At 47.5% G+C, this 20,310-nt stretch carries 22 protein-coding genes and 1 pseudogene; 11 read left to right on the plus strand and 12 right to left on the minus strand.

What is annotated here, in order from left to right; all coding sequences use genetic code 11:
* Positions 1-55 precede the first annotated feature (55 nt).
* Complete coding sequence (locus EA58_RS01355; protein ID WP_235199523.1) at positions 56-550, minus strand: MarR family winged helix-turn-helix transcriptional regulator; 495 nt, start codon at positions 548-550, stop codon at positions 56-58.
* 167 nt (positions 551-717) lie between these two features.
* Between EA58_RS01355 and upp the strand changes: the two genes are divergently transcribed.
* From upp to EA58_RS01370, 3 genes are all read left to right on the plus strand, one after another.
* Positions 718-1,371, plus strand: coding sequence for a uracil phosphoribosyltransferase (gene upp / locus EA58_RS01360; RefSeq protein WP_036748051.1), 654 nt, complete (start codon positions 718-720; stop codon positions 1,369-1,371).
* A gap of 102 nt (positions 1,372-1,473) precedes the next feature.
* Complete coding sequence (gene pptA / locus EA58_RS01365) at positions 1,474-1,698, plus strand: tautomerase PptA (RefSeq protein ID WP_036748053.1); 225 nt, start codon at positions 1,474-1,476, stop codon at positions 1,696-1,698.
* Between the two features lie 44 nt (positions 1,699-1,742).
* Complete coding sequence (locus EA58_RS01370) at positions 1,743-2,444, plus strand: HAD family hydrolase (protein WP_051641830.1); 702 nt, start codon at positions 1,743-1,745, stop codon at positions 2,442-2,444.
* 288 nt (positions 2,445-2,732) lie between these two features.
* On the opposite strand, the gene EA58_RS01375 is transcribed toward EA58_RS01370, so the two are convergent.
* Entirely contained in the window at positions 2,733-3,125 is a 393-nt protein-coding gene (locus EA58_RS01375) for a hypothetical protein (RefSeq protein ID WP_036748055.1), read from the minus strand.
* 314 nt (positions 3,126-3,439) lie between these two features.
* On the opposite strand from EA58_RS01375, the gene EA58_RS01385 reads away from it, so the two are divergent.
* Positions 3,440-5,086 (plus strand): DUF262 domain-containing protein, encoded by a 1,647-nt coding sequence (locus EA58_RS01385; protein ID WP_036748061.1) that lies wholly within the window; start codon positions 3,440-3,442, stop codon positions 5,084-5,086.
* Positions 5,087-5,734: 648 nt separating this feature from the next.
* Here the strand turns inward: EA58_RS01385 and EA58_RS01390 are convergent.
* From EA58_RS01390 to EA58_RS01405, 4 genes are all read right to left on the minus strand, one after another.
* Complete coding sequence (locus tag EA58_RS01390; RefSeq protein ID WP_036748208.1) at positions 5,735-6,142, minus strand: NUDIX hydrolase; 408 nt, start codon at positions 6,140-6,142, stop codon at positions 5,735-5,737.
* A 71-nt stretch (positions 6,143-6,213) separates the two neighbouring features.
* The gene (locus EA58_RS01395) at positions 6,214-7,404 is read right to left on the minus strand and encodes a questin oxidase family protein (RefSeq protein ID WP_036748062.1); all 1,191 of its coding nucleotides are present in this window, start codon (positions 7,402-7,404) and stop codon (positions 6,214-6,216) included.
* A gap of 25 nt (positions 7,405-7,429) precedes the next feature.
* A complete protein-coding gene (locus EA58_RS01400; protein ID WP_036748064.1) occupies positions 7,430-7,858 on the minus strand; it encodes a DMT family transporter in 429 nt (142 codons plus the stop codon).
* Between the two features lie 5 nt (positions 7,859-7,863).
* A complete protein-coding gene (locus EA58_RS01405) occupies positions 7,864-8,355 on the minus strand; it encodes a DMT family transporter (protein ID WP_200872142.1) in 492 nt (163 codons plus the stop codon).
* A 273-nt stretch (positions 8,356-8,628) separates the two neighbouring features.
* On the opposite strand from EA58_RS01405, the gene EA58_RS01410 reads away from it, so the two are divergent.
* The 5 genes from EA58_RS01410 (at position 8,629) to EA58_RS01435 (ending at position 13,559) form a co-directional block, all read left to right on the plus strand.
* Positions 8,629-8,961: a YegP family protein gene (locus EA58_RS01410; protein WP_081819520.1), complete on the plus strand. Its 333-nt coding sequence runs from the start codon at positions 8,629-8,631 to the stop codon at positions 8,959-8,961.
* A gap of 114 nt (positions 8,962-9,075) precedes the next feature.
* A complete protein-coding gene (locus EA58_RS01415; RefSeq protein WP_036748070.1) occupies positions 9,076-9,843 on the plus strand; it encodes a (Fe-S)-binding protein in 768 nt (255 codons plus the stop codon).
* Positions 9,836-11,299, plus strand: a complete 1,464-nt coding sequence (locus tag EA58_RS01420) for a LutB/LldF family L-lactate oxidation iron-sulfur protein (protein ID WP_036748072.1) — start codon at positions 9,836-9,838, stop codon at positions 11,297-11,299. Before EA58_RS01415 ends, EA58_RS01420 begins: the two co-directional genes overlap by 8 nt.
* Complete coding sequence (locus EA58_RS01425; RefSeq protein ID WP_036748074.1) at positions 11,296-11,952, plus strand: LutC/YkgG family protein; 657 nt, start codon at positions 11,296-11,298, stop codon at positions 11,950-11,952. Before EA58_RS01420 ends, EA58_RS01425 begins: the two co-directional genes overlap by 4 nt.
* Before the next feature lie 644 nt (positions 11,953-12,596).
* Positions 12,597-13,559, plus strand: coding sequence for a TDT family transporter (locus EA58_RS01435; protein WP_036748079.1), 963 nt, complete (start codon positions 12,597-12,599; stop codon positions 13,557-13,559).
* A gap of 29 nt (positions 13,560-13,588) precedes the next feature.
* Here EA58_RS01435 and EA58_RS01440 read toward each other — a convergent pair.
* Positions 13,589-14,662, minus strand: a pseudogene (locus EA58_RS01440) (MFS transporter); the annotation flags it as partial.
* 54 nt (positions 14,663-14,716) lie between these two features.
* Here EA58_RS01440 and EA58_RS01445 point away from each other — a divergent pair.
* The gene (locus EA58_RS01445) at positions 14,717-15,601 is read left to right on the plus strand and encodes a LysR family transcriptional regulator (RefSeq protein ID WP_200872143.1); all 885 of its coding nucleotides are present in this window, start codon (positions 14,717-14,719) and stop codon (positions 15,599-15,601) included.
* 31 nt (positions 15,602-15,632) lie between these two features.
* Here EA58_RS01445 and EA58_RS01450 read toward each other — a convergent pair whose 3' ends face one another.
* Positions 15,633-17,054: a sensor histidine kinase gene (locus tag EA58_RS01450; RefSeq protein ID WP_036748082.1), complete on the minus strand. Its 1,422-nt coding sequence runs from the start codon at positions 17,052-17,054 to the stop codon at positions 15,633-15,635.
* The gene (locus EA58_RS01455) at positions 17,032-17,709 is read right to left on the minus strand and encodes a response regulator (RefSeq protein WP_036748085.1); all 678 of its coding nucleotides are present in this window, start codon (positions 17,707-17,709) and stop codon (positions 17,032-17,034) included. Before EA58_RS01455 ends, EA58_RS01450 begins: the two co-directional genes overlap by 23 nt.
* A gap of 162 nt (positions 17,710-17,871) precedes the next feature.
* On the opposite strand from EA58_RS01455, the gene EA58_RS01460 reads away from it, so the two are divergent.
* A complete protein-coding gene (locus EA58_RS01460; RefSeq protein WP_036748088.1) occupies positions 17,872-18,354 on the plus strand; it encodes a GlcG/HbpS family heme-binding protein in 483 nt (160 codons plus the stop codon).
* Positions 18,355-18,450: 96 nt separating this feature from the next.
* Here the strand turns inward: EA58_RS01460 and EA58_RS01465 are convergent, their stop codons facing one another.
* The 3 genes from EA58_RS01465 to EA58_RS01475 all read right to left on the minus strand — a co-directional run bounded on the left by EA58_RS01465 (position 18,451) and on the right by EA58_RS01475 (position 20,063).
* On the minus strand, positions 18,451-18,741 hold the full coding sequence (locus EA58_RS01465; protein ID WP_152547904.1) for a hypothetical protein: 291 nt from the start codon (positions 18,739-18,741) through the stop codon (positions 18,451-18,453).
* A gap of 58 nt (positions 18,742-18,799) precedes the next feature.
* Complete coding sequence (locus EA58_RS01470; RefSeq protein ID WP_036748094.1) at positions 18,800-19,048, minus strand: hypothetical protein; 249 nt, start codon at positions 19,046-19,048, stop codon at positions 18,800-18,802.
* Positions 19,049-19,313: 265 nt separating this feature from the next.
* A complete protein-coding gene (locus EA58_RS01475; RefSeq protein ID WP_051641831.1) occupies positions 19,314-20,063 on the minus strand; it encodes a carbonic anhydrase in 750 nt (249 codons plus the stop codon).
* Positions 20,064-20,310: the final 247 nt, after the last annotated feature.

The following is a 20,310-nucleotide window of genomic DNA, read 5'->3' on the forward strand; positions in this document are numbered from 1 at the left end:
AAATCAAATCCACCTGGCGGCATCAACCACCAGGTGTCGTGGCCAAGAAAAGCCGTTAGCGCGTTGCGTCGATCGACAACAGCCAGTGACGAAGCAGCGTAGAAATTTTGACTTGCTCTTCTTCTGTGAGTGGCTCAAGGAAGGATTTTTCGAGGTCTAAGTTGGTCTCGATGATTTGATCGATCAGGGTTCTGCCCGCTGGCGTAATCCGAACTTTATAACTGCGACGATCATGCTGGCTCGCCACGCGTTCCACCCAGTCCTGCTGCACCATACGCTCGATGCGAGTACTCACGGCCCCCGATGAAACCATCAAGGTTTGATACAGCTCTGTTGGCGTCACAGGATGCGCCATCAACCGGAGCGTCACCAGAATATCAAACTCAATTTCACTTAAGCCATGCCCCTCAATACCAGTCTGCCGCTTCTGACTGATCAAACGGTTTACCCGGCTCAGCCGACCAATAATCGCCATTGAAGAACAATCTAAATCAGGGCATTGCTGTCGCCATTGCATCAAAAGCTTTTCTACATGATCGAATTCCATCATTCATCCTTTCCATTTAATTTTCTGAAAAGATACTTGAATGAAAGCATGAATGGTAGTACTTTATTTGACATATCTTTCTTGAGAGATACTTTTTACTGAATAACTCTGGTGTGATTCATTCTCAAGAAAGCCTGAAATTGCTTATCGACCGTACAAGGAAACTTCACATGTCTCACGTTCAAAATGTTCATGTCCTCGCTGCAACGCCTTATCTCACATATCTGCATTCGAAAATCCGTGATAAGCGCGCCTCACAGAAAACATTTAATGCTTACAGTGATCAAGTCATCCGACAGCTACTTGTGAAAGCCGCCGAACTCTTACCCTTTCACGAGAAAGCCATTACAACACCAGTCGGAGACACGTATCACGGATGTGATTTAACCACCGGTATCTGTGGCGTTTCTGTCATTCGTGCTGGTGAAAGTATGGAGCCAGAATACAACAACATGTTTCCGGGCAGTCCCATCGGAAAAATTCTGATCCAGAGAGATAAAGTCACCAAGTTACCCAGCTACTTTTATTCACACTTTCCTGCTGATATTGCGCATCGCTCTGTTTTCCTCTTTGAACCCATGCTGGCGACGGGCGGCTCGCTGATCAAAGCCATTGAAACTTTGCTGGAGAATCAAGTTCCAGAGCAGCAAATCATTGTGGTGAACTTTCTCGCTTCACCGGAAGGACTAGACCGGGTAATCACCCGCTTCCCGAACCTGAAAATTGTGACGTCCTCCATCGAAAAAGGAATGAACGAACATGCCTTTATGAAACCAGGCATTGGCGATTTTGGTGATCGGTATTTTGGTACTTACGCTGGATAAACTCATTGATTCAGCCTGACACAAATCTGTGTTGCCCGCTTTCACCTGAAAGCCCTACAAAATAAAACCATAGATAAACTGCATGAAAAGAAAGGAGCTCTCATGCCACACGTATCCATTAAACATTTTCCGGTTTCAATTTCATCTGAGCAAAAAACGATGCTGGTAGAAAACATCAACCAGGCGGTTACCGAAGCGCTGGGGTGCAGCAAAGAGGTGATTTCAATCTCACTTGAATCTGTCCAGCCGGATGACTGGCAACAAGCCGTCTACCAGCCGGAAATTGATGCCAAATCGCAATATTTGATTAAAACGCCAAACTACTGATCGGTACAGAAACCAGGACGTTATAAGAGATTAAAGGAAGAGCAATGGAAGTATTCAAGCCTGTCATCATGTTTGATTTAGATGGCACCTTATTTGACACCGAACGCGCAATCGTTGAAGCATTTGATGCAACATTTTCGGCCTGCAATGACACAACGCGACCAAGCCCGGCAAACATCAGGGCGACCATCGGGATGCCACTGGAAAAAGCATTTGCCACGCTGACCGACCAATCCAGCGAAGCCGCCGGTGTGGCAGCATTGTGCAAAGAGTATCAGCAACAATTCAGGCAAACCATCCTGCCAAAGGCTGAAAGTTTGCTCTTCCCAGGCGTGACTTCTGGCTTATCCGTGTTGAAAAACCTTGGCTATCAATTGGCGGTCACAACCAATAAATTCGCACGCAGTGCCAACCCATTACTGGAAGCAGCAGGCATCGCCAATTTCTTTGATATCGTTGTCTGTGCAGATGAAGTGACCGAGAAGAAACCCGCGCCGGAATCTGGCGAAAAAATCCTCAGCTACTATGGCACAACCGCCAACAACGCCCTCATGGTCGGGGATACAACGCATGACATTCTCATGGCGAATCATCTTGGCTGTGACACCATTGCTGTCAATTATGGCATTCACTCTGAGCAAGAGCTTCAAACAGCCAACCCACGGTGGATTGTGGCCCACTTTGATGACGTGGTCGAGACAGCGACCAGCCACTTTGGCAAGTCATCCCTTGGTGTTCACACCTGAGTGGGACTGACTCAATGATCCTGAGCAAATCGGTAGCCATACATTCATGGGTGGCTGCCGATGGTTTAGGAATAGATAAACGTGCGTCAGCGGCTTTGCTCATTTAGTCTTTCATGGGTTCGCTCAGGAATAGACGGTGGCGATAGACAAAAAGCAATACCAGCCCCCTTGAACAGTGCCTCACTAAAAACCGCAAAAACAAAAAAGCGTTAGCAAACCCTACTCTGCTAACGCTTTGAATAAACAGAACGTCATCTTACGAATGACGAGCATGTTTAAGTTGAACGATTACGCTTGGTTTGACTCTTCATCAATGTCGCAATCAGTACAACTTTGCAGTGCGATTTCGTGTTCAAAGACTGCTGTATCGTTACCTTCTGCCAGTAGCTCTGCTATTTCATCCGCGACTTCTTGCTCATCTTCCGCTTCAACTTGATTCGCTAGTTCTTCTTCTGAGTAACCGTAGAAATTCAGCAATAAGTAATCACGCGCTTCCTCTTTCGTACAAGTAACCTTCACCGAAAGATCTGGCTCAACGTTGCCTTGTTCGATAATCGCACCCACTTGCGCTAGGACATCATCTTTCATCGCCACCGTTAACCAACCAAGATCAGTGCTTACTGTGGTTTTTTTACAGTTAAAACAAGGCAGTTGATGAAAGTAATAGTGAAAATCAGTCATAGATAATTTCTTCTTTGAGTGTGGTCTAGCAAGATTATGCGCGTTTTTCAGCAAAATACTATCTCAATAGTCATTAAAGGCTGGATTGCCGTGGATGATTTGGGACAGGACGCAGAGCGAAGTGACGCTGATCACTCAGCGAATCTGTCGGGGCCTAGAGATAAATGGACAGAAGCGAGTTACGCGAAATCTGGTAAGCCGCTTATTTCAGATTAGCAAAAGTATCTTGAAACCTTAAACACTTGTTATGATGCATTTTTTTAGTAGTCCATGATAGAGTACAGCGCATCGTGCCAAAAAAGTAGAGCCAAGCCATGTCAAAGATTGAAGGACACAAAATAAACATTAACACGCTGTTCAGTAGCGAGTATTTTTTTAGAATTCCAGAGTATCAACGCCCTTATTCATGGAGTAGAGAAAACTGTGAGCAACTTTTTGATGATATTTTTGAGTCTGATCGAGACAATGAGTACTTTCTTGGAACTGTCATCGCTCAAGAAGTAAGTAAATCTGGAAATGCTACCAACTACGATGTTATAGATGGTCAGCAGAGAATGACAACACTGCAAATTTTGATGGCTTGCCTACGAGATATCATTAAAGATAACGAATACAAAGATCCACTTAAGAAATATATTTATCAGCCGAAAAACCCAGTAAGTGGTATTGAAGAGCGCGATAGATTAGAAGTTAAAGAACGTACTTTTTTTAAAGCTCATGTTCAAACTAACGGTTCTACGTTAAATAGCCCTAGCCTAGATAACTTGACAGACCAACAGATAAACATAGTTAAAGCGGTTGATATTTTCAACGAAAAGATAGCCATTTTAAAGCAGAGTGAAATTGAGTCTTTAGTAAGCCATATATCTCAGCGTTGCATAGTAATCTTTGTATCTACTGAAAAGTTTGACGATGCGTTCAGAATGTTCTCAATAATTAATGACAGAGGAATTGATCTTAGAAGAATTGATATCCTCAAGGCTAAAAACTTGGGCAACCAAGTTATGCCGGACGTTAATTTACGAAAGGAATACTCCAAAAAATGGGAGCAAATGGAAGATGATCTGGGTGGTGATGAGTTTGAAAGGTTAATCAATATAATCAAATTGATAGAGATTAAGCAAAAATCTAATAGTGAGCTAGTTAAGGTTTTTGAAGATATCTTCAAAAAAGGAAAGATTAAACCGGGTGAAGAGTTCATTGACTACATTGCTGACTACAAAAATATTTACACAGATCTAGTTTTGAACAAAAGTCTGTTGGATTCATATGAAGACAAATCGAAATTCAACAGCTTAATTAACATCATGAATAGCTATTTACGTGGTTCCGATTGGTTAGCACCACTATTGGCTTATTACAAAAAATTTAAGACCGAGAATATTTTTCAATTCCTGACAAAACTAGAAAGAAGTTATTCATTTAGTTGGTTTATTGGCGAAACTAAAGATAAGAGAATAATTAAGATGTGCTCAATATTGAAAGATATTGATAAATACGCTAGCAGTTCTGACGTTCTAAGTAGTAATAACTTCCATATAGACGTGGATAAATACTCAGAAATCCTAATGAGTAATGATTTTGCCAAGAGAAACTTTGTTAAGTACGCCTTAGTTAAACTAGAATATCTAATGTCCGATATTACAGCAGAAAGAAAGTTTGGGGCGGTAAGCATTGAGCATATTTTGCCTGTAAATCCAAAAGATGATTCAGATTGGAAGAAAAACTTTAGTGACGATGAAAGAACTAGGTGGACCCACAGCATTGCCAACCTTGTATTATTGAGTAAAAAGAAAAATTCTTCTGCTTCTAATTTTGACTTTGAAGTTAAAAAATCAAAATACTTAAAAGGTAAGATATCTGATCTACCTCGCAGCTTAGCATTACTAAATGAAACCGAGTGGACTCCAACTGTTTTAGAAACAAAGTTAACTGAAATTGTTGACCTCATGACTGCATAGTCGAGAGCAGCCCAAGCGGTTAAGTTTGGGCTGCATCATAACGCTTTCTATGCGGCTTTTAGCCGCCTTTCATATTCTTATCATGCAACCTTTTTAATACCACATCAACGTGTAATCAATAGGTTAATGAAAGTTAACAGAGATTAGGTTGTATGATGCCTTATAATTTCAGAAAAATGCTGTTACCCAAACACCTTCGGAGAACTTTTGATAGGGGAAATTACTAGGTTCGAAGTAAGCAAGAGCTTTTGCTCTGAATTGTTTTGGGGCAAAAACAAGTCAGAACAACCACCCCACTCTGGTTGCAGCATGCTTCTCAAAGTGAAAAGTGACCTCTGAACGAATCCACCGAAGAACCAGTGGCCAACACGTGACAGCACACCGATAAAAGCAGAAAGCCACCATCCAGCAGATTCTCGCTTCGGATGAATGACTTTCCTCTGTCCATCCCCTCCGGCAAGACACAAAAAAAGCCGGTCATGAAATACCGGCCTTTCTCTTGGTGCATCAATTTTTAATTTGAATCAGTTTCTCGAATGATTTGAAAGGGATAAATAAACAATCTATCTAAATCTAAAATAGATATTATTTTTAACAAAACATTATCCACTTAAAAAATATGCTCCGAATCTAATTTGTCAGGAAAATTCAAATGGCATCAATCAGATTTGATGCCTTCAAATTCTCTAGCAAGATTCTCGCGACTTGGGAGCACTTGTCTTTTTCGTTATAACTGATCCAGACAATTTCCTCAATTTCTGCCGATGGTCTGCATTCGCCTTGAAATTCAGATTGATAGCAAGTTAACTTCACCTGAGTCCCTTCAGGTTTTCCATCCGCCTGAGCGTAATAAGTGCCGAGATATGACAACGTTTCAGGAATCAGATCAACCGCGACTTCTTCCTTAATTTCTCGAATCAGTGCCGCTTGATCACTTTCGCCCGCTTCTCTTTTTCCTCCCGGCACATAAAACATTGCTTTGCCGTGAGAACGTGCCATCAACACACGGTTATTCTTGATATGAACCCAGGCTAACTTATCAATTTCATGACTCATGTCATTTGCTCCATCACGTAAATGCATCAATTTTACATGAGTATCAATGAGATGCATATCTCATCGCGATTTCACCACTCTTCAATCGGTTCTTCCTCAAATGAAGGTGGTAATTCCGGTGTCGCCGTAAACTGATAGGCTGCCGCTCTGAAAATGGTTCCGTTTTGTTTTTCCCACCATTTTTTCATCACGTAGACAAGTTTCGGGTTATGTTCTTCTTCTTCTTCCAAACCTCTGAGTACAATATGTTCCCACTCAGAATTAGCAATGCGTTCACTAAAATGATCAAAACGGTCTGAATAAGTTTGATGCAGGGACAGTAGCTTCTCTGGCTTCGCAAACTTATCTGTGGCAAACAAAATACACTGTAAACCGATCCAATAATGACCAATGATATTTTTCGTCTCATGTTCAGGTAAATGGAGCGCAATCTTCTCCATCGCATATAATGACGTCACTAAATGGAGCAACAGGAAATCACCGGGTCTCGACAGATAGATTAAGGTCACCAGATAGAAAAGTTGCTCCCAGCATTCTTTAGACTCAAGCGTATTGAGCCATTTCGGGAGACGATAAATTTCCGGATGTCCCTGTATCAACACTTTCGCGATCCGACTTTGAAGTCCCGATCTCAGCAGTTCAGGATGAATGCGGTCGAGTAAGGCCGGGTCCTCACTGTTCAATAACGTATCCAACCAATGCGTGAGACTTTCCCGACGCTCCGAATGCCACTGGTGTGAGAGCCTCATCAGAGACGCAACGGCATTTTCTTCGTCAAGCTGACTGTCAAATACCGCGCGTTCGGGATGGCAAGGCACATAGGAGAAAGCCATATAAGCGAGCCCTTCCACAATCATCCAACGGTGTTGAATGTCCAGTGCCCAGCCAAGATGGATGGTGCCATGCGTTAATGCGCCAGCCCAACCTTGAAGAAGCGTCGGGACATATTGCTGAAGTACGGCTGCCATTCCTTTTTGGGAAATTTCTTTATCAAAGAAATCACAATACCCCCAAAAGCTGGTTCGCTTGCCTAAAAAATCTTTCCAGTTTTGTTCATCGATCTGATATTTACTTTTTCTGGGGGCTTCCAGCCCCATGCCATAGGGGGTTAATTCTGCATAATTTTCATAATAGGCTTTAATTCGCTCAGCATGAATTCCTAAGCCATTTAATGCAATCACAGCGTGTTTAATATGGTTTGTCAGATGACCATTAAATTCAATGTCATACGTTTGATCATCCAATAATTCATTGATACTCATTCAATTTCCCTTTTTATTTAATGGTCTATTTCTTTTTACTGCTTAAGTAAATTCCTGATAATACAAGACACACACCCAGAACCCGGTATACACCCGGTGCCGTTCCCTGACTCAGACAGTCAATGATGACAGCAGAGAGCATCTGACCGGCAATCACAAAAATGGCTGCATTCATTGCACCTAAGCGTGGAAAAATATAGCTGCTGATAGCAACAAACAGTGCGCCAAAAACACCCCCGATATAGGCCCATGACGGTAATTGACTCAGCTGTGAGAATTGCCAATCTGAACCCAATGAAGTGACTAAAATGAGTGTCAGAAAAAGTAAACCAACAACATGGTTCCAGAGTGACGCGCTAAAAGATCCTAAAGAAACACTCAACTGCCCATTAATTGTTCTTGCTGTGCCAATCATGATTCCGTTGAACATTGCAATCAATAAAAAAGTAAACATAAAGCTTAAGCTCCGAATAAAATCATCATACTGCCGATCAGAACCAGTGAAATAACACCCATATCGATCATCGTTATTTTTCTTTTCTGTGTATTGAGCAAACCAAAATAATCAGAAACGATCCCGAATGCGATTTGACCAACCAAACCTAAAGAAATGGTGCTGGATAAAGAAAGCCCCCCATTAATCGCGAGTGCCGCAAGAATGACGGTAAATGCACCGGGAATTCCCCCGAGGTACAACCATAACGGGATTTTTTTTCTTTCCTTTACTTGTTGCGCATTTCCCTGCCCTGAGAGGAGCCGATAGGTGATCAGAACAATGAGCAAAGCAGTCACGGCACCAACACCATGAGCGACCCAAGAAGCAAAAATTGCTGAGGTATCTTTGGCTAAGTAACTGTTTGTCTGAATCATTAATGTAAGAAAACTCCCGCCAATGATGGCGAGACAGATATTTTTAATGGTGTTTACCATGCCGACCTTGTCTTTACTCATGTACATCCTTAATGCTTTCATTGAAGTATCTTTTTAAAAAGATATATCCAATCACCAAAAACATCAAGTATCTTTTTGGAAAGATTGTTTGAGCGGAGAAAAAATCACCGGATCGGGCCATTGAAGATGCTGTTTACAGCGCCGATTCAGGATGCATCAAAGCGGCGTGAGCCGGCGCAATGAAAAAACAACCCGACTTCGACAAATATCACTCTCTTTTACCGAAACAGGACTAATCTTGATCTAAATCCACGACACAACAAGGAGTTGGAGATGGGCAGTTATGAGTTGAAGAAAGCCAAAAACGATCAGATTTACTTTGTTCTGAAAGCCGCAAACGGCGAGGTTATCCTCAAAAGTGAAATGTATACCACGAAGGCCGCCGCTCAGAATGGCATCAAATCCGTTCAGACCAATTCTCCCAATGCTGAGCAGTTCGAGCTAAAAGAAGGCGCAAACGGACAATTTCACTTCAATCTGAAAGCGAAAAATCACCAGATCATTGGCAGCAGTGAGATGTATAAATCGAAGGCTGGCGCAGACAACGGGATCAAGTCGGTTCAGAAAAACGGCCCGACAGACAAAGTGAAAGATCTGACAGCCTGAACAAACACGGGACGGCTTTTTTCGCATCTCATCTCCATTAGCGAATGCAAATGGAGATGAAATTCCATGTTGATCAATGATTCATGTCTCCGCATGTCGAACAGGGAGTCCTGCATGCACATCCGTCGCCTTTATCCTGCCAAACCACAAAAAGTCTATCTCTATGCCACCTGCCTCGTCGATCTGTTTGATCCTCAGGCTGGATTAGACGCCATCTCACTGCTTGAACGGGAAGGGATTGAGGTCTGCTTCATTCCCAAGCAAACTTGCTGTGGTCAACCGGCTTACAGCAGCGGCTACAACCGCGAATCCCGTCAGATCGCCTTCAATCAGATTGCCCTGTTTCCGGAACCCTGGCCGGTTGTGGTGCTGTCTGGTTCCTGTGGCGGCATGATGCACCACCACTATCGGCGTCTGTTCAAAGACAGCGAACATGAAACTGTCGTCAATCAGTTTTGTGAGCGGGTGTTTGAACTGACGGAGTTTCTGATCAATGTCTGTCGGGTGCGCTGGCAGGATACCGGTCAGCCAGCTTCGGTGGTCATGCACACGTCCTGCGCCGCGCGGCGTGAAATGCAGGTCCATGTCACTGCCCGACAGCTCCTCAGCCAGCTCGAACACGTCGAACTCCGGGAACAGGCTTACGACAGTGAATGCTGCGGCTTCGGTGGCACTTTTGCGGTTCGTCATCCGAACATCAGTCAGGCTATGGTCGAAGATAAAACACGCCACCTTTGCGACACACAGGCAGAGCACTTCGTCAGTGCAGACTGGGGCTGCCTGCTCAATATCAACGGCGCGCTCGCTTATCAGGGACAAAAGTTACAGGGTCAGCACCTCGCCAGTTTTCTGCTCAACCGCATCGAGGGTCAGCATGAGTAACGAGCAACCTGAACACTTTCATCAACAGGCCGCTGATGCCCTGGCTGATCCGCAACTCAGGCACAATTTTCGGGGCGCGATGGACTATCTCCGGGACAAACGAAAAAGCGCATTTGCAGATCCCCAGGAAGAAGCCGCCATTCGTAACAAGGCTGAAGCCATCCGCCAGCGTTGCCTGCGGAAATTACCCGACCTGCTCGAACAACTGGAAACCCACTGTACCGCCAACGGGATTCAGGTGCACTGGGCTGAAAATGCCGAACAGGCAAATGCGATCTTTCTGGCGATCGCTCAATCCTGCACACGCGCTGTCTCACCCACCGACGTCAATCCCCCCTTACTGATGGTCAAGGGAAAATCGATGGTCAGTGAGGAAATCAACCTGAACCACGAGATGGCGAAGCATCAGATCACTTGCCTCGAAAGTGACATGGGGGAATACATCATTCAACTGGATGGCGACACACCGTCTCACATCATCATGCCGGCGATCCATAAAAACAAACAGCAGGTCAGCGACACTTTTTCCGAGCATCTGGAGCACTTTACCCCCACCACAGATGTCGACAGCCTGATCCAGACCGGCCGCCAACAGCTCAGGGAAAAATTTCGCACCGCAGACATCGGTGTCTCGGGCGTGAATTTTGCGGTGGCTGAAACCGGCACACTGTGTCTGGTTGAAAACGAAGGCAATGGCCGAATGTGCACGACAGTACCTGACATCCATATCGCCATTACAGGCATCGAAAAAGTGGTGGAATTGCTCAGTGATGTGCCGCCGCTTTACAGTGCACTGACCCGTTCCGCGACCGGACAGACGATTACGACCTATTTCAACCTGATTTCATCCCCCCGCAAACCCGGCGAGCTGGACGGCCCGAAAGCCGTGCATCTGATTTTGCTGGATAACGGACGCAGCCAGGCTTATCAGGATGATGAAATCCGCCAGACCCTGCAATGCATCCGTTGTGGTGCCTGCATGAATCACTGCCCCGTTTATACCCGGATTGGCGGCCATGCTTACGGCACTGTCTATCCGGGCCCGATCGGCAAAATTATTTCGCCACACCTGCTGGGGCTTGAAGCCACGCAAGACCTCGTCACAGCATCCAGCCTGTGCGGAGCCTGCGGAGAAGTCTGCCCGGTTCGCATCCCTATTCCATCGCTGCTTCAGCGATTACGCCATGATGCAAAACAACCGCCGGAACAGGGACAGACACCCTTGCGAGGCCAGCAATCGGCTGCCAGCACTGCGGAATCCCTGATGATGAAAACTTTTGCCACCGCCGCCTGTCATCCGTCGCTTTATCACACCGGAACCTGGCTGGCCGGCAAGATCCGTCATTGGATTCCGGACAACCTGGGTCACTGGACACAATGCCGAACCGCACCCAAACCAGCGGCGACTTCCCTGCATCACCTGATCAAACAAAAACGTAAAGGAGTTCCGGAATGAACCCAGCCCGACAAGCCATTCTGGCCCGTTTACGTGCCGGACAACAAACCGCACCCCAGCTCCATACACCGGAGCCGGCATACACTGCGTGGACAGCCCGGGATAAAACGCAGCGATTGGCGCACTTTTGTGAGCAGCTCACCGCCAGTCATGCTGAGATTTATCGCTGCACCGTAGAAACGCTGCCGGATCAGCTCACTGAAATCATCGGGCAGATCGGTGCCCAACGGATTGCAACGGGTACAGCCGGTGAATACATGACACAGATTCAGCAGGCCAGCCAAACGGCAACACACGTGCCGTTCGAGCAACCCATAGAACACTGGAAAGCGGCCCTGTTTTCTGAAGTCGATGCCGGAATCACCCATGTTCATGCGGCCATTGCCGAAACGGGAACACTGGTGTTATGGCCGAATCGCCATGAACCAAGAACACTGTCGCTGGTGCCCCCGTGTCACATCGCGCTGGTGAATGCGTCACAGCTCACCGACAGCTTGACAGGTTTGATGCAGGAACAGCACTGGCAGCAAGGGTTGCCCACAAATGTGGTGCTGATTTCCGGTCCCTCGAAAACAGCCGACATTCAGCAAACCCTCGCCTACGGTGCTCATGGCCCGCGCAGACTGATCGTGCTGGTGGTGGTCAACCGCTGAAAACTGTCGCTTCGCTCACAATTGAAGACGAGTGGGGGACAGAGCACAAATTGATGTTCGCAGCGCTCAGTCAGAAACGCACAAAAAAAGCCGCACGTTGCGTGCGGCTTGTATTCGTTATCACCTTCAGTCTACCTACTCAGCACACCGATGGTATTTATAACGGGGGCTTCGCCACTCATTACGTTGAGTATGCCGGGCTCGATAATCGTCAGTTTCTTTCAATCGAGCTTTATGCTGTATTGGCGAAGAAGTATTAATTTTGTGGTGTCACTTTCCAAATTGTAACACTAAGTTTTCACAGGCTTAGTGCCTTGGTGGCTGCATCCTCTGAAGCCGGAAACAACCGTGAAGCACAGAACGCAAGAAAGTCGAAGAACAGCTAAATCCTCCAGAAGCTAGAGCATGAAACTCTCTCACTTCATACGCTTCACTATTACTATGGGATCAAATCCTGTATTTCGCAACTTTTGTCCTTACACTTTCTGTATCACCGTCAATGTTTCAGCGCTGTGCTGATGACTGACATATTTCCTCAGAACCTGAAAATCTTTCTACTCTGAAGCGATTAACGAGGATCATTTGTCATCATTTCGTGTAAAATCCCTTCTCTTTGATTCGCAGGTCAATAAAAAGGAGACCCAGTGACACTTGGCAAAGCATTCACACAAGTTCCTACCGCTCAGGCTGCTTTAGCATTAGCTATCACAGGGATCGGCCTTGCCTGGTCACTCTACTATCCAAGTTATGGCCTTTATATCCGTTCACTGTGTGCACTCATCGGCGCCTGCCTGCTGATTCCTGTGGTGTTGAAATACCTGCTGAATCCGAAACTGTTCCTGACCGATCTTCACCATCCACTGTACGGCAGTCTGATGCCACCGATGTCGATGACCATGCTGGTCCTGGCCGATTATCTGGCAGGCATCCATCCCGCCAGTGCCCGGATACTGTGGTATCCGGCCCTGGCCTTGCATCTCACCATGATGGTGATTTTTTTCAGTTGTCAGTTACAGAAATTTCGTCTGATTCACCTTTATCCAAGCTGGTTCCTGTACCCGGTGGGCGCCATCAGCGGCACACTGGCCGGTTCACAACTTGGCTATACCGAGTTTTCCATCTTGATGACGAACGCCTGTGTGGCGATCTACTTCTTCATGTTGCCCGTCGTGTTGTACCGACTGTGTTTTGCCGGACGTCTGCCCCGCGTTGCCAGACCAACCCTGACCATTATGGCAGCACCGGTCAACCTGTCGCTGACCGCGTATCTGACCAATCTGGATCATCCGGATCCTGTCCTCACCGGCGCACTGGCTGGCATTGGGATCACCATGACCATTTTTGTCTATCTGTGCTACATCGATATCTTAAAGTACCGCTTTCAGCCCTCACTGGCTGCGATTACCTTTCCCTCTGTGATCAGCGCTGTCGCCATGCATCGCCTGATCGAGTGGCTGCCGGACGAACATGCCCTGTCGAAATACCTCAATATGACCGGTGTGATTGAAATCAGCGTGGCAACTTTGCTGGTCCTCTGGGTGGGTGCCAACTACGCCATCTATTACTGGAATTCTTATCTCAGAGAGCCATCCAACGCCAGTCACTGATCTTAAAAGGCCCTGAACGGGCCTTTTTCTTATTGAGCTGATGGTGCTGCTTCAGATGCTGCCGAAGGTTCACCAGACCGATCCAAATGTCCCGAAAACCAGGTCAGCAGGAAGGCCAGCATCACAATCAGTGCACCAATCCACGGTGCGTCCGTCAGCGACATCCTTTCGACAACCACACCGCCGATGACAGACCCCAGGGCAATTCCCACGTTAAACGCAGCAATATTCAGTCCTGAAGCCACGTCGACTGCGTTCGGGGTATACCTGCCGGCAAGCTGTACCACATAAACCTGTAAACCCGGTACATTTCCGAACGCAAAGGCGCCCCAAACCAGAACCGTCAAGACGGCCAATACAGGGCTGTTCGCCGTCACGCTGAACACCAGCAAAGTCAGCGCCAGAGCCGCAAAAATCCACAGTAATGCATTCACCGGTCCCTGCCGGTCAGCCAACTTCCCACCCCAGATATTGCCAACAGCGACGGATACACCATACACCAGCATCACCAGACTGATGGCACCTTCCGCCAGCCCGGTCACCTGCTGAAGTATGGGTGCCAGATATGTGAACGCCACAAACGTGCCCCCATAACCCACCGCAGTCATCGCATAAACCAGTAATAAACGCGGATGAATCAGGACAGCCAGTTGCTGTTTCAGTTGTGCTGGCGGTGATTGCTTCAGATTTGAAGGAACAAGCAGCGCACTGCCGATCAAAGCAATCAACCCCAGTAACGCTACAATCAGAAAAGTTGCCCGCCAGCCAAAGATCTGACCAATCCAGGTTCCCAGTGGCACACCGGTCACCAGTGCAACGGTTAGCCCCGTGAACATGGTCGCGATAGCGCTGGCCTCTTTTTCTTTGCTCACCAGACTCGTCGCAATCGTCGAGCCGATTGAGAAAAAGACACCGTGGGCCAGACCGGTCAGTATTCGTGCGGCAATCAGAGATTCATATCCGGGCGCCAGCCAGGCCAGAAGATTCCCGCCGATAAACAACGCCATCAGTGCAAGCAATACAGTCTTGCGCGGCCAGCGTCCGGTCAGTGCTGTCAGCACCGGCGCACCTATGGCAACACCGATGGCATACAAGCTGACCAGCTTTATTTTTGTAAAAAATAGCACCAACAACAAATGACTTTATCGAAAATGACAATAGTTTCCCGAACAGAAGAGCTGGAGATTTTCCTGACTGTCGTCGACAGCGGCGGATTTTCAGCCGCAGCGAATCAATTAAACATTCAGGTGGCCAAGGTTTCCCGGGCCATTGCGAGACTGGAAACAGAACTCAGCACAACCTTGCTGACACGCACCACACGCCGGGTCGAACTCACTGAAGAAGGGCGCTTCTTTGCCGAACACATCCGCCATGGCCTGAGCCAGATTGCCGGTGCAGAAGAAAAACTGCGCCTGCTCAAAGGGAAGCCTGCCGGACGCTTAAGGGTCGATTCGGCCAGCCCGTTCATCCTGCACCAGCTCGTGCCTCATATGGCGGCATTTCAGGCGGCCTGCCCGAACATTGAGGTTGAACTGATATCCAGTGAACGTTTCATTGATCTGATCGAAAAGCGCACCGATCTTGCTATCCGGATTGGTGAGCTGAAAGATTCCAACCTGCATGCAAAATTTCTCGGACGCAGCCCGCTGCGGATTGTCGCCAGCCCGGCCTACCTGACAGAGTACGGCACACCAGACAGTATTGAAGCCCTGAGTACGCATCGCTGTATTGGCTTTGCCGGTCAGCCGAATCTGAACAAATGGCCCTTTCTGCACGGCCCCTGTTCCCCGCGCATGCACATCCAGGGCAGCAGTGGGGAAACAGTCCGGCAACTGTGTCTGTCCGGAAATGGGCTCGCACTGCTGTCAAACTTCATGGTGTGCCACGATCTGGCCGCGGGCAGGTTGGTGTCTGTCCTTGAAGCAGACATTGCGACCCCCAACGACAGAGAAGCGATTCATGCGGTGTATTACAGAAACACGGCACTGTCGCCGCGTATTCGTGCTTTCCTCGATTTTATTGCGGAACGGCTCTGCCTGTAACCTGATACCACGGGCGACTGAATCAAACGATTCACAGGTCCAGTGTCTTTGGCAGCCGGACTGTAAACCGGCTGCCTTCTCCCAGCACGGAGTTCAGATCAATGCTGCCTTGCAGTGTATTCACCATGGCAGAAACCATGGCAAGCCCTAACCCGTACCCCGGCCGATGACGACTCCCTTCCACCCGGTAAAGCCGCCGAAAGATCAAGGCTTGATGTGCAGGTTCAATCCCAATTCCCCGATCACTGACACTGAACCAGAGATGATCAACTGCTTCGCCGCAAGCCAAACTGACTTCACCTCCGGGCAGACTGTATTTCACACTGTTATCCACCAGATTCACGACAATTTGTGTCAGGCGTTTGGCGTCAGAGACGCAAGTCACCGCTTCTAAGCCGTCGGTATTCAGCCGGATTCCCGTATCTTCAGCGACTTCCTCATACCAGGCTGCAACCTCCGATAATAATTGGGCCAGTTCAATCGGCTGTGTTTCCAGCGCATGCCGTCCCACCTGTTCATCATGAATCCGCATCAGGGTCGTCAGCATCTGATTCGCCTGCTGGGCAGATTCAGCACAATCAGACAGGGCAGAACGCAGCGAGGCTTCAATTTGCTCAGGCTGATACTTTGCTGTGTCCTCGCTCAATGCGGCCTCTGTGGTCAGTATCACACGAGACAAAGGTGTCCGGACATCATGGGCAATGGCATCCACCGTCTGATCCATCCCTTTGACGGTTTCTCTCAGACGATTAAGTACCTGCTGCACACTTTGACTGAGCTGACCCAGCGGGCCGCTCGATTCAAGCGCTGGCAGATCCGTTGCCAGCATCACATCCAGGGACCAGCCCCTGACCTGATCCACCCCTTTGGCAAGGCTGTGCAACGGCGACAGAGTTCGGCTCAGCAATCGCCAGACGATCAGCGCAATCAAGGCGACCATCACCGCTAAAGCAGCACACAGAGCGGCTCCCTGAACAAATAAATGAGTCCGTCTGGGTGTCCCATCCATGATGAGCCAATATTGCGAGGGTTTGCCATCCAGTTTCAGGCTCAGGTAAGGCGCATGGCTGAATAAATGATACCAATGCCTCAAAGCAGGCTGATATTCGGAAACAACCTCTGGGAAACTGGGGAGTTCAGCACCACTCAGCCACTCTAACTGCCCCGTCGAATCAACACGCGCCACACTGATCGCGTTTTCTATCAATCGGTTAGGGTTGTTGATCACCACATGCTCAAGTTTAGAATCCGATTCAAAGGTCAGAATGCGCTGGTATTCCTGCCCCAGGGAACTGAGCAGTTTTCTTTCCTGATAATCAAGTAGGTAAGTCAGAATAAATACCATCACGGTCATCAGGAAAAGAAAGCAAATCAGCAGGGTCAGCAGGAAACGGTGAAACAGCGCCCGTTGTGCCGAACGGGTGGCCTGTTCAGCGTTCATGTCTGAGGACATAACCCACTCCGCGAATAGTCTGCAACAATGGTACGGAAAAGCCTTTATCAATCTTGCTGCGGAGACGGCAGACCAGTACATCCACGACATTGGTCTGGGGATCAAACTGAAATCCCCACACATGCTCCAGAATAATGGTTTTTGACAGCACCCGACCCGGCTGGGTCATCAATAATTTCAGCAGCGCAAACTCTCTGGGTTTCAGTTCAATGCGCTGGCCATCGCGGCTGGCTTCCCGCGACAGCAAATCCAGTGTCAGTCCCTGATACGTCAGTGATTCAACACTGGCTGCCGCTGATTGCCGCCGGAGCAGCGTCTGGCACCGGGCAACCAGTTCGGCAAATGCAAACGGCTTCACCAGATAGTCATCCGCACCGGACTGTAAACCCAGCACGCGTTCATCAACTGAATGACGGGCACTTAAAATCAAAACCGGTGTCTGGTGCCCTTCCCCCCGTAAACGGCGCAGGACTTCCATGCCATCCATTCCCGGTAGCATCAGATCTAAAATGATCAGATCAAAAGCTTCCTGACAGGCAAGTTGATACCCCAGCTTGCCATCCGCGCAGGCTGTCACCTGAAAATCCAGTTCCTCCAGCCCGAGACGGACGAACTCACGTATCGGCTGATCATCTTCAACCACTAAGATGTGCATCACTGATCCTGTCTGTAGACCCCTGTGTTATATCCAAACCGGTTCTGATCCTAACATGGCTGTAAATTCTCAAAGATTACAATCTGGTAATCTTCAGGCAAGTCTGTGGCAATTGAGCATGCATTAAAGTCATCACATCACCCATCCCAAGAAGGATAGAACATGAAAACTCTGACACCTGTATGCCTGGCCCTGTCCGTTTTTGCTGCTTCAGCCTCTGCAGCAACAACCGTCACAGAAACGCAGCTTTCTTCAAACACAGCCTTCGAACTGGCCCAGTCTGCCGTCGCACAATGTGCAAAAGACAATTACGCTGTCACGGCGACTGTTGTCGACCGCTCCGGCCGTGTGTTAGCCCAACTGCGCCAGAATCAGGCTGGGCCACATACACTCGAAAGTTCACGCAAAAAAGCGTTTACCGCCGTCAGCATGAAACAGCCAACCGCCAACCTGATGAAACTGGTGAATGACAAGCCCCTCCTCGCGCCACTGAAAGATATGGATGACAACCTGCTGCTTCTGGCGGGCGGCTTGCCGGTCAGCGTCAACAATCAGGTCGTCGGTGCAATCGGCGTCGGGGGAGCGCCGGGCGGGCATCTGGATGCAGCTTGTGCAGAAGCAGCAATCAAGGCAGTCATCAAATAATTGATCCGCCAAGCCACCATAAAAATAACCGGCAATCTCGCCGGTTATTGAAATGAACGGTACGAAAGGATCTCAGTGAATCATTCCGTTTGCTTTTCAATCATCGACAGAAAGGATGACCGGGATCGTGAGCGCCTCAATCATGGCAAGCGTTGTCGTAGCCTGACAATTAAACTCGTTTTCTTGTTCATACTTTTCAACCGCTTCCTTCGAAGTCTCTGCATGAATACTCTTGATATCTAACTCAAACCCTTGCTCGAATAATTGTTTCTCTTCTTCAGAAAAGGTTTCTGAATTGACATCAATCAACGTATAAGCTTCATTCTTTGTATAAAAGTGAAATGTTTTCATTCTAAATACTCTCTTTGCATCATCGATTGACTGCATTCCGGATCAATCAACGGAAGTAAAAATATTTCTCTTTAACCGGCCGTCCAGCAAAAAATCAATGATCAGATGAAAACGTAATCATGTCGAACATAAAATCAAATGCACTTGATTGGTGTTTTCGGCGACATTGTTCAACCGCTCTGTATTTTTGAATGGCTTCAGAGGTTTCAGGGGCAGAAATCAGGAATTTTTCTTTCTCAAATCCTTGTTGAAGAAGTTGAGATTCGCTTTCCCAATAGTCGGGCATATCAACCAGAAGATAGGTATAAGCCTTTTTCTTGGTAAAAAACTGATAGGTAGCCATGGTTCACTCACCGTCACGTTCATCAAAAAATGAAAATAAAAATTGGCTTTTACTGACGTTGACTGACAGATGATCCTGGCGCAGAGAATCTAATTGATATTCATAACTTTCAGGTAGGACTTTTATCAAATAAAATAATTTTTTCGATTCACTTCACGGTTTTAAACCAATCCGTATCGTTTGAAATTACAACAGCAGCTCAAAATGCTTTATCAAGCCGCACCATCAGCACACGAGGCTATGCCGGTGCGGCGATGACAATCAATTAAGATGAAACCACCAGTCGACCATTCACAGGCTGTACCGGACGGTTATTACCATGACCCAAGACTTGATAAAACGCCTCGATCTGGCTCGCTGAAACCGTTTGAGGCTGTTTGAGCACAATCCATCGAACCCCTTCAGTACACGGCGGGGTTGTCAGTGAACCGCTAAAACGGTAGTAATCTTGTTGAGCCGGAATGATCTGACGCACATCCACCTTTTGATTTAAAGAGACCACTTTTCCGGTTGCAGATGGCATTTGTGACCAGATCTTGGCAAGCGCTTCATTGGCCTCACCTTCTTGAAACATCACGGCAATCACCGCCAGATTGCCGCTTTTATCCGCATGAACAAAATGGCCTTCCAGCGGGAAAGACTTGCCCCGGATATGATTCTCACTCGGTGTGTGAAAGTGAAACTGCTTCAGTTCAAACGACTGACCATCCAGCGTCAGAGAACTCCCCGGCGCATAGTTCACCTGCACCGTATGCCCGTTATCAATCACACTCGCCGATGCAGGCTGATAATACAACGAAAGCGGTGGTAATTTACCCTCAACCATCGCCACCAAATCAATTGGAGACTGGTTTTTCCCAGCCGCGCATGTTGCAAAATCACCGCTCAGTGCCGCCCAATGCTCAGGACCATTAACACCTTCGTATCCCCATGAATGATCGGCGGCCTGTACGACTGAAACACTTTGCAACCCGATCAACAAACCAGCCCACTGAACAATTTTTCCTGCCTTCATCTTTTCCCTTCCTATGGTTCCATCATTCACAATCAACATGGCTGAATAAAGAGATAAAAAGTGGCTGAAAATGCCCCTCTCATTTCTATCATCAAACGGATTTCATCCATCGCCATGAAAGATAAAGTTAAAGAATGAAGATAAACAAAACTGCCATCAAAACACTAAAAATCAATTCAGTTTTTGTTCGTAGTCAAACTAAGCAATGCAATTTCGCCGCACGTTCAAAAAATTTGCTGTGATAAAA

Source organism: Photobacterium galatheae (genome assembly GCF_000695255.1).
Classification (GTDB): domain Bacteria; phylum Pseudomonadota; class Gammaproteobacteria; order Enterobacterales; family Vibrionaceae; genus Photobacterium; species Photobacterium galatheae.

Bases quoted from the DNA above. Each gene is read 5' to 3' on its own strand.
- EA58_RS01355 (WP_235199523.1), bottom strand. From the start codon at position 550: ATGATGGAATTCGATCATGTAGAAAAGCTTTTGATGCAATGGCGACAG.
- upp (WP_036748051.1), top strand. From the start codon at position 718: ATGTCTCACGTTCAAAATGTTCATGTCCTCGCTGCAACGCCTTATCTC.
- pptA (WP_036748053.1), top strand. From the start codon at position 1,474: ATGCCACACGTATCCATTAAACATTTTCCGGTTTCAATTTCATCTGAG.
- EA58_RS01370 (WP_051641830.1), top strand. From the start codon at position 1,743: ATGGAAGTATTCAAGCCTGTCATCATGTTTGATTTAGATGGCACCTTA.
- EA58_RS01375 (WP_036748055.1), bottom strand. From the start codon at position 3,125: ATGACTGATTTTCACTATTACTTTCATCAACTGCCTTGTTTTAACTGT.
- EA58_RS01385 (WP_036748061.1), top strand. From the start codon at position 3,440: ATGTCAAAGATTGAAGGACACAAAATAAACATTAACACGCTGTTCAGT.
- EA58_RS01390 (WP_036748208.1), bottom strand. From the start codon at position 6,142: ATGAGTCATGAAATTGATAAGTTAGCCTGGGTTCATATCAAGAATAAC.
- EA58_RS01395 (WP_036748062.1), bottom strand. From the start codon at position 7,404: ATGAGTATCAATGAATTATTGGATGATCAAACGTATGACATTGAATTT.
- EA58_RS01400 (WP_036748064.1), bottom strand. From the start codon at position 7,858: ATGTTTACTTTTTTATTGATTGCAATGTTCAACGGAATCATGATTGGC.
- EA58_RS01405 (WP_200872142.1), bottom strand. From the start codon at position 8,355: ATGAGTAAAGACAAGGTCGGCATGGTAAACACCATTAAAAATATCTGT.
- EA58_RS01410 (WP_081819520.1), top strand. From the start codon at position 8,629: ATGGGCAGTTATGAGTTGAAGAAAGCCAAAAACGATCAGATTTACTTT.
- EA58_RS01415 (WP_036748070.1), top strand. From the start codon at position 9,076: ATGCACATCCGTCGCCTTTATCCTGCCAAACCACAAAAAGTCTATCTC.
- EA58_RS01420 (WP_036748072.1), top strand. From the start codon at position 9,836: ATGAGTAACGAGCAACCTGAACACTTTCATCAACAGGCCGCTGATGCC.
- EA58_RS01425 (WP_036748074.1), top strand. From the start codon at position 11,296: ATGAACCCAGCCCGACAAGCCATTCTGGCCCGTTTACGTGCCGGACAA.
- EA58_RS01450 (WP_036748082.1), bottom strand. From the start codon at position 17,054: ATGTCCTCAGACATGAACGCTGAACAGGCCACCCGTTCGGCACAACGG.
- EA58_RS01455 (WP_036748085.1), bottom strand. From the start codon at position 17,709: ATGCACATCTTAGTGGTTGAAGATGATCAGCCGATACGTGAGTTCGTC.
- EA58_RS01460 (WP_036748088.1), top strand. From the start codon at position 17,872: ATGAAAACTCTGACACCTGTATGCCTGGCCCTGTCCGTTTTTGCTGCT.
- EA58_RS01465 (WP_152547904.1), bottom strand. From the start codon at position 18,741: ATGCAGTCAATCGATGATGCAAAGAGAGTATTTAGAATGAAAACATTT.
- EA58_RS01470 (WP_036748094.1), bottom strand. From the start codon at position 19,048: ATGGCTACCTATCAGTTTTTTACCAAGAAAAAGGCTTATACCTATCTT.
- EA58_RS01475 (WP_051641831.1), bottom strand. From the start codon at position 20,063: ATGAAGGCAGGAAAAATTGTTCAGTGGGCTGGTTTGTTGATCGGGTTG.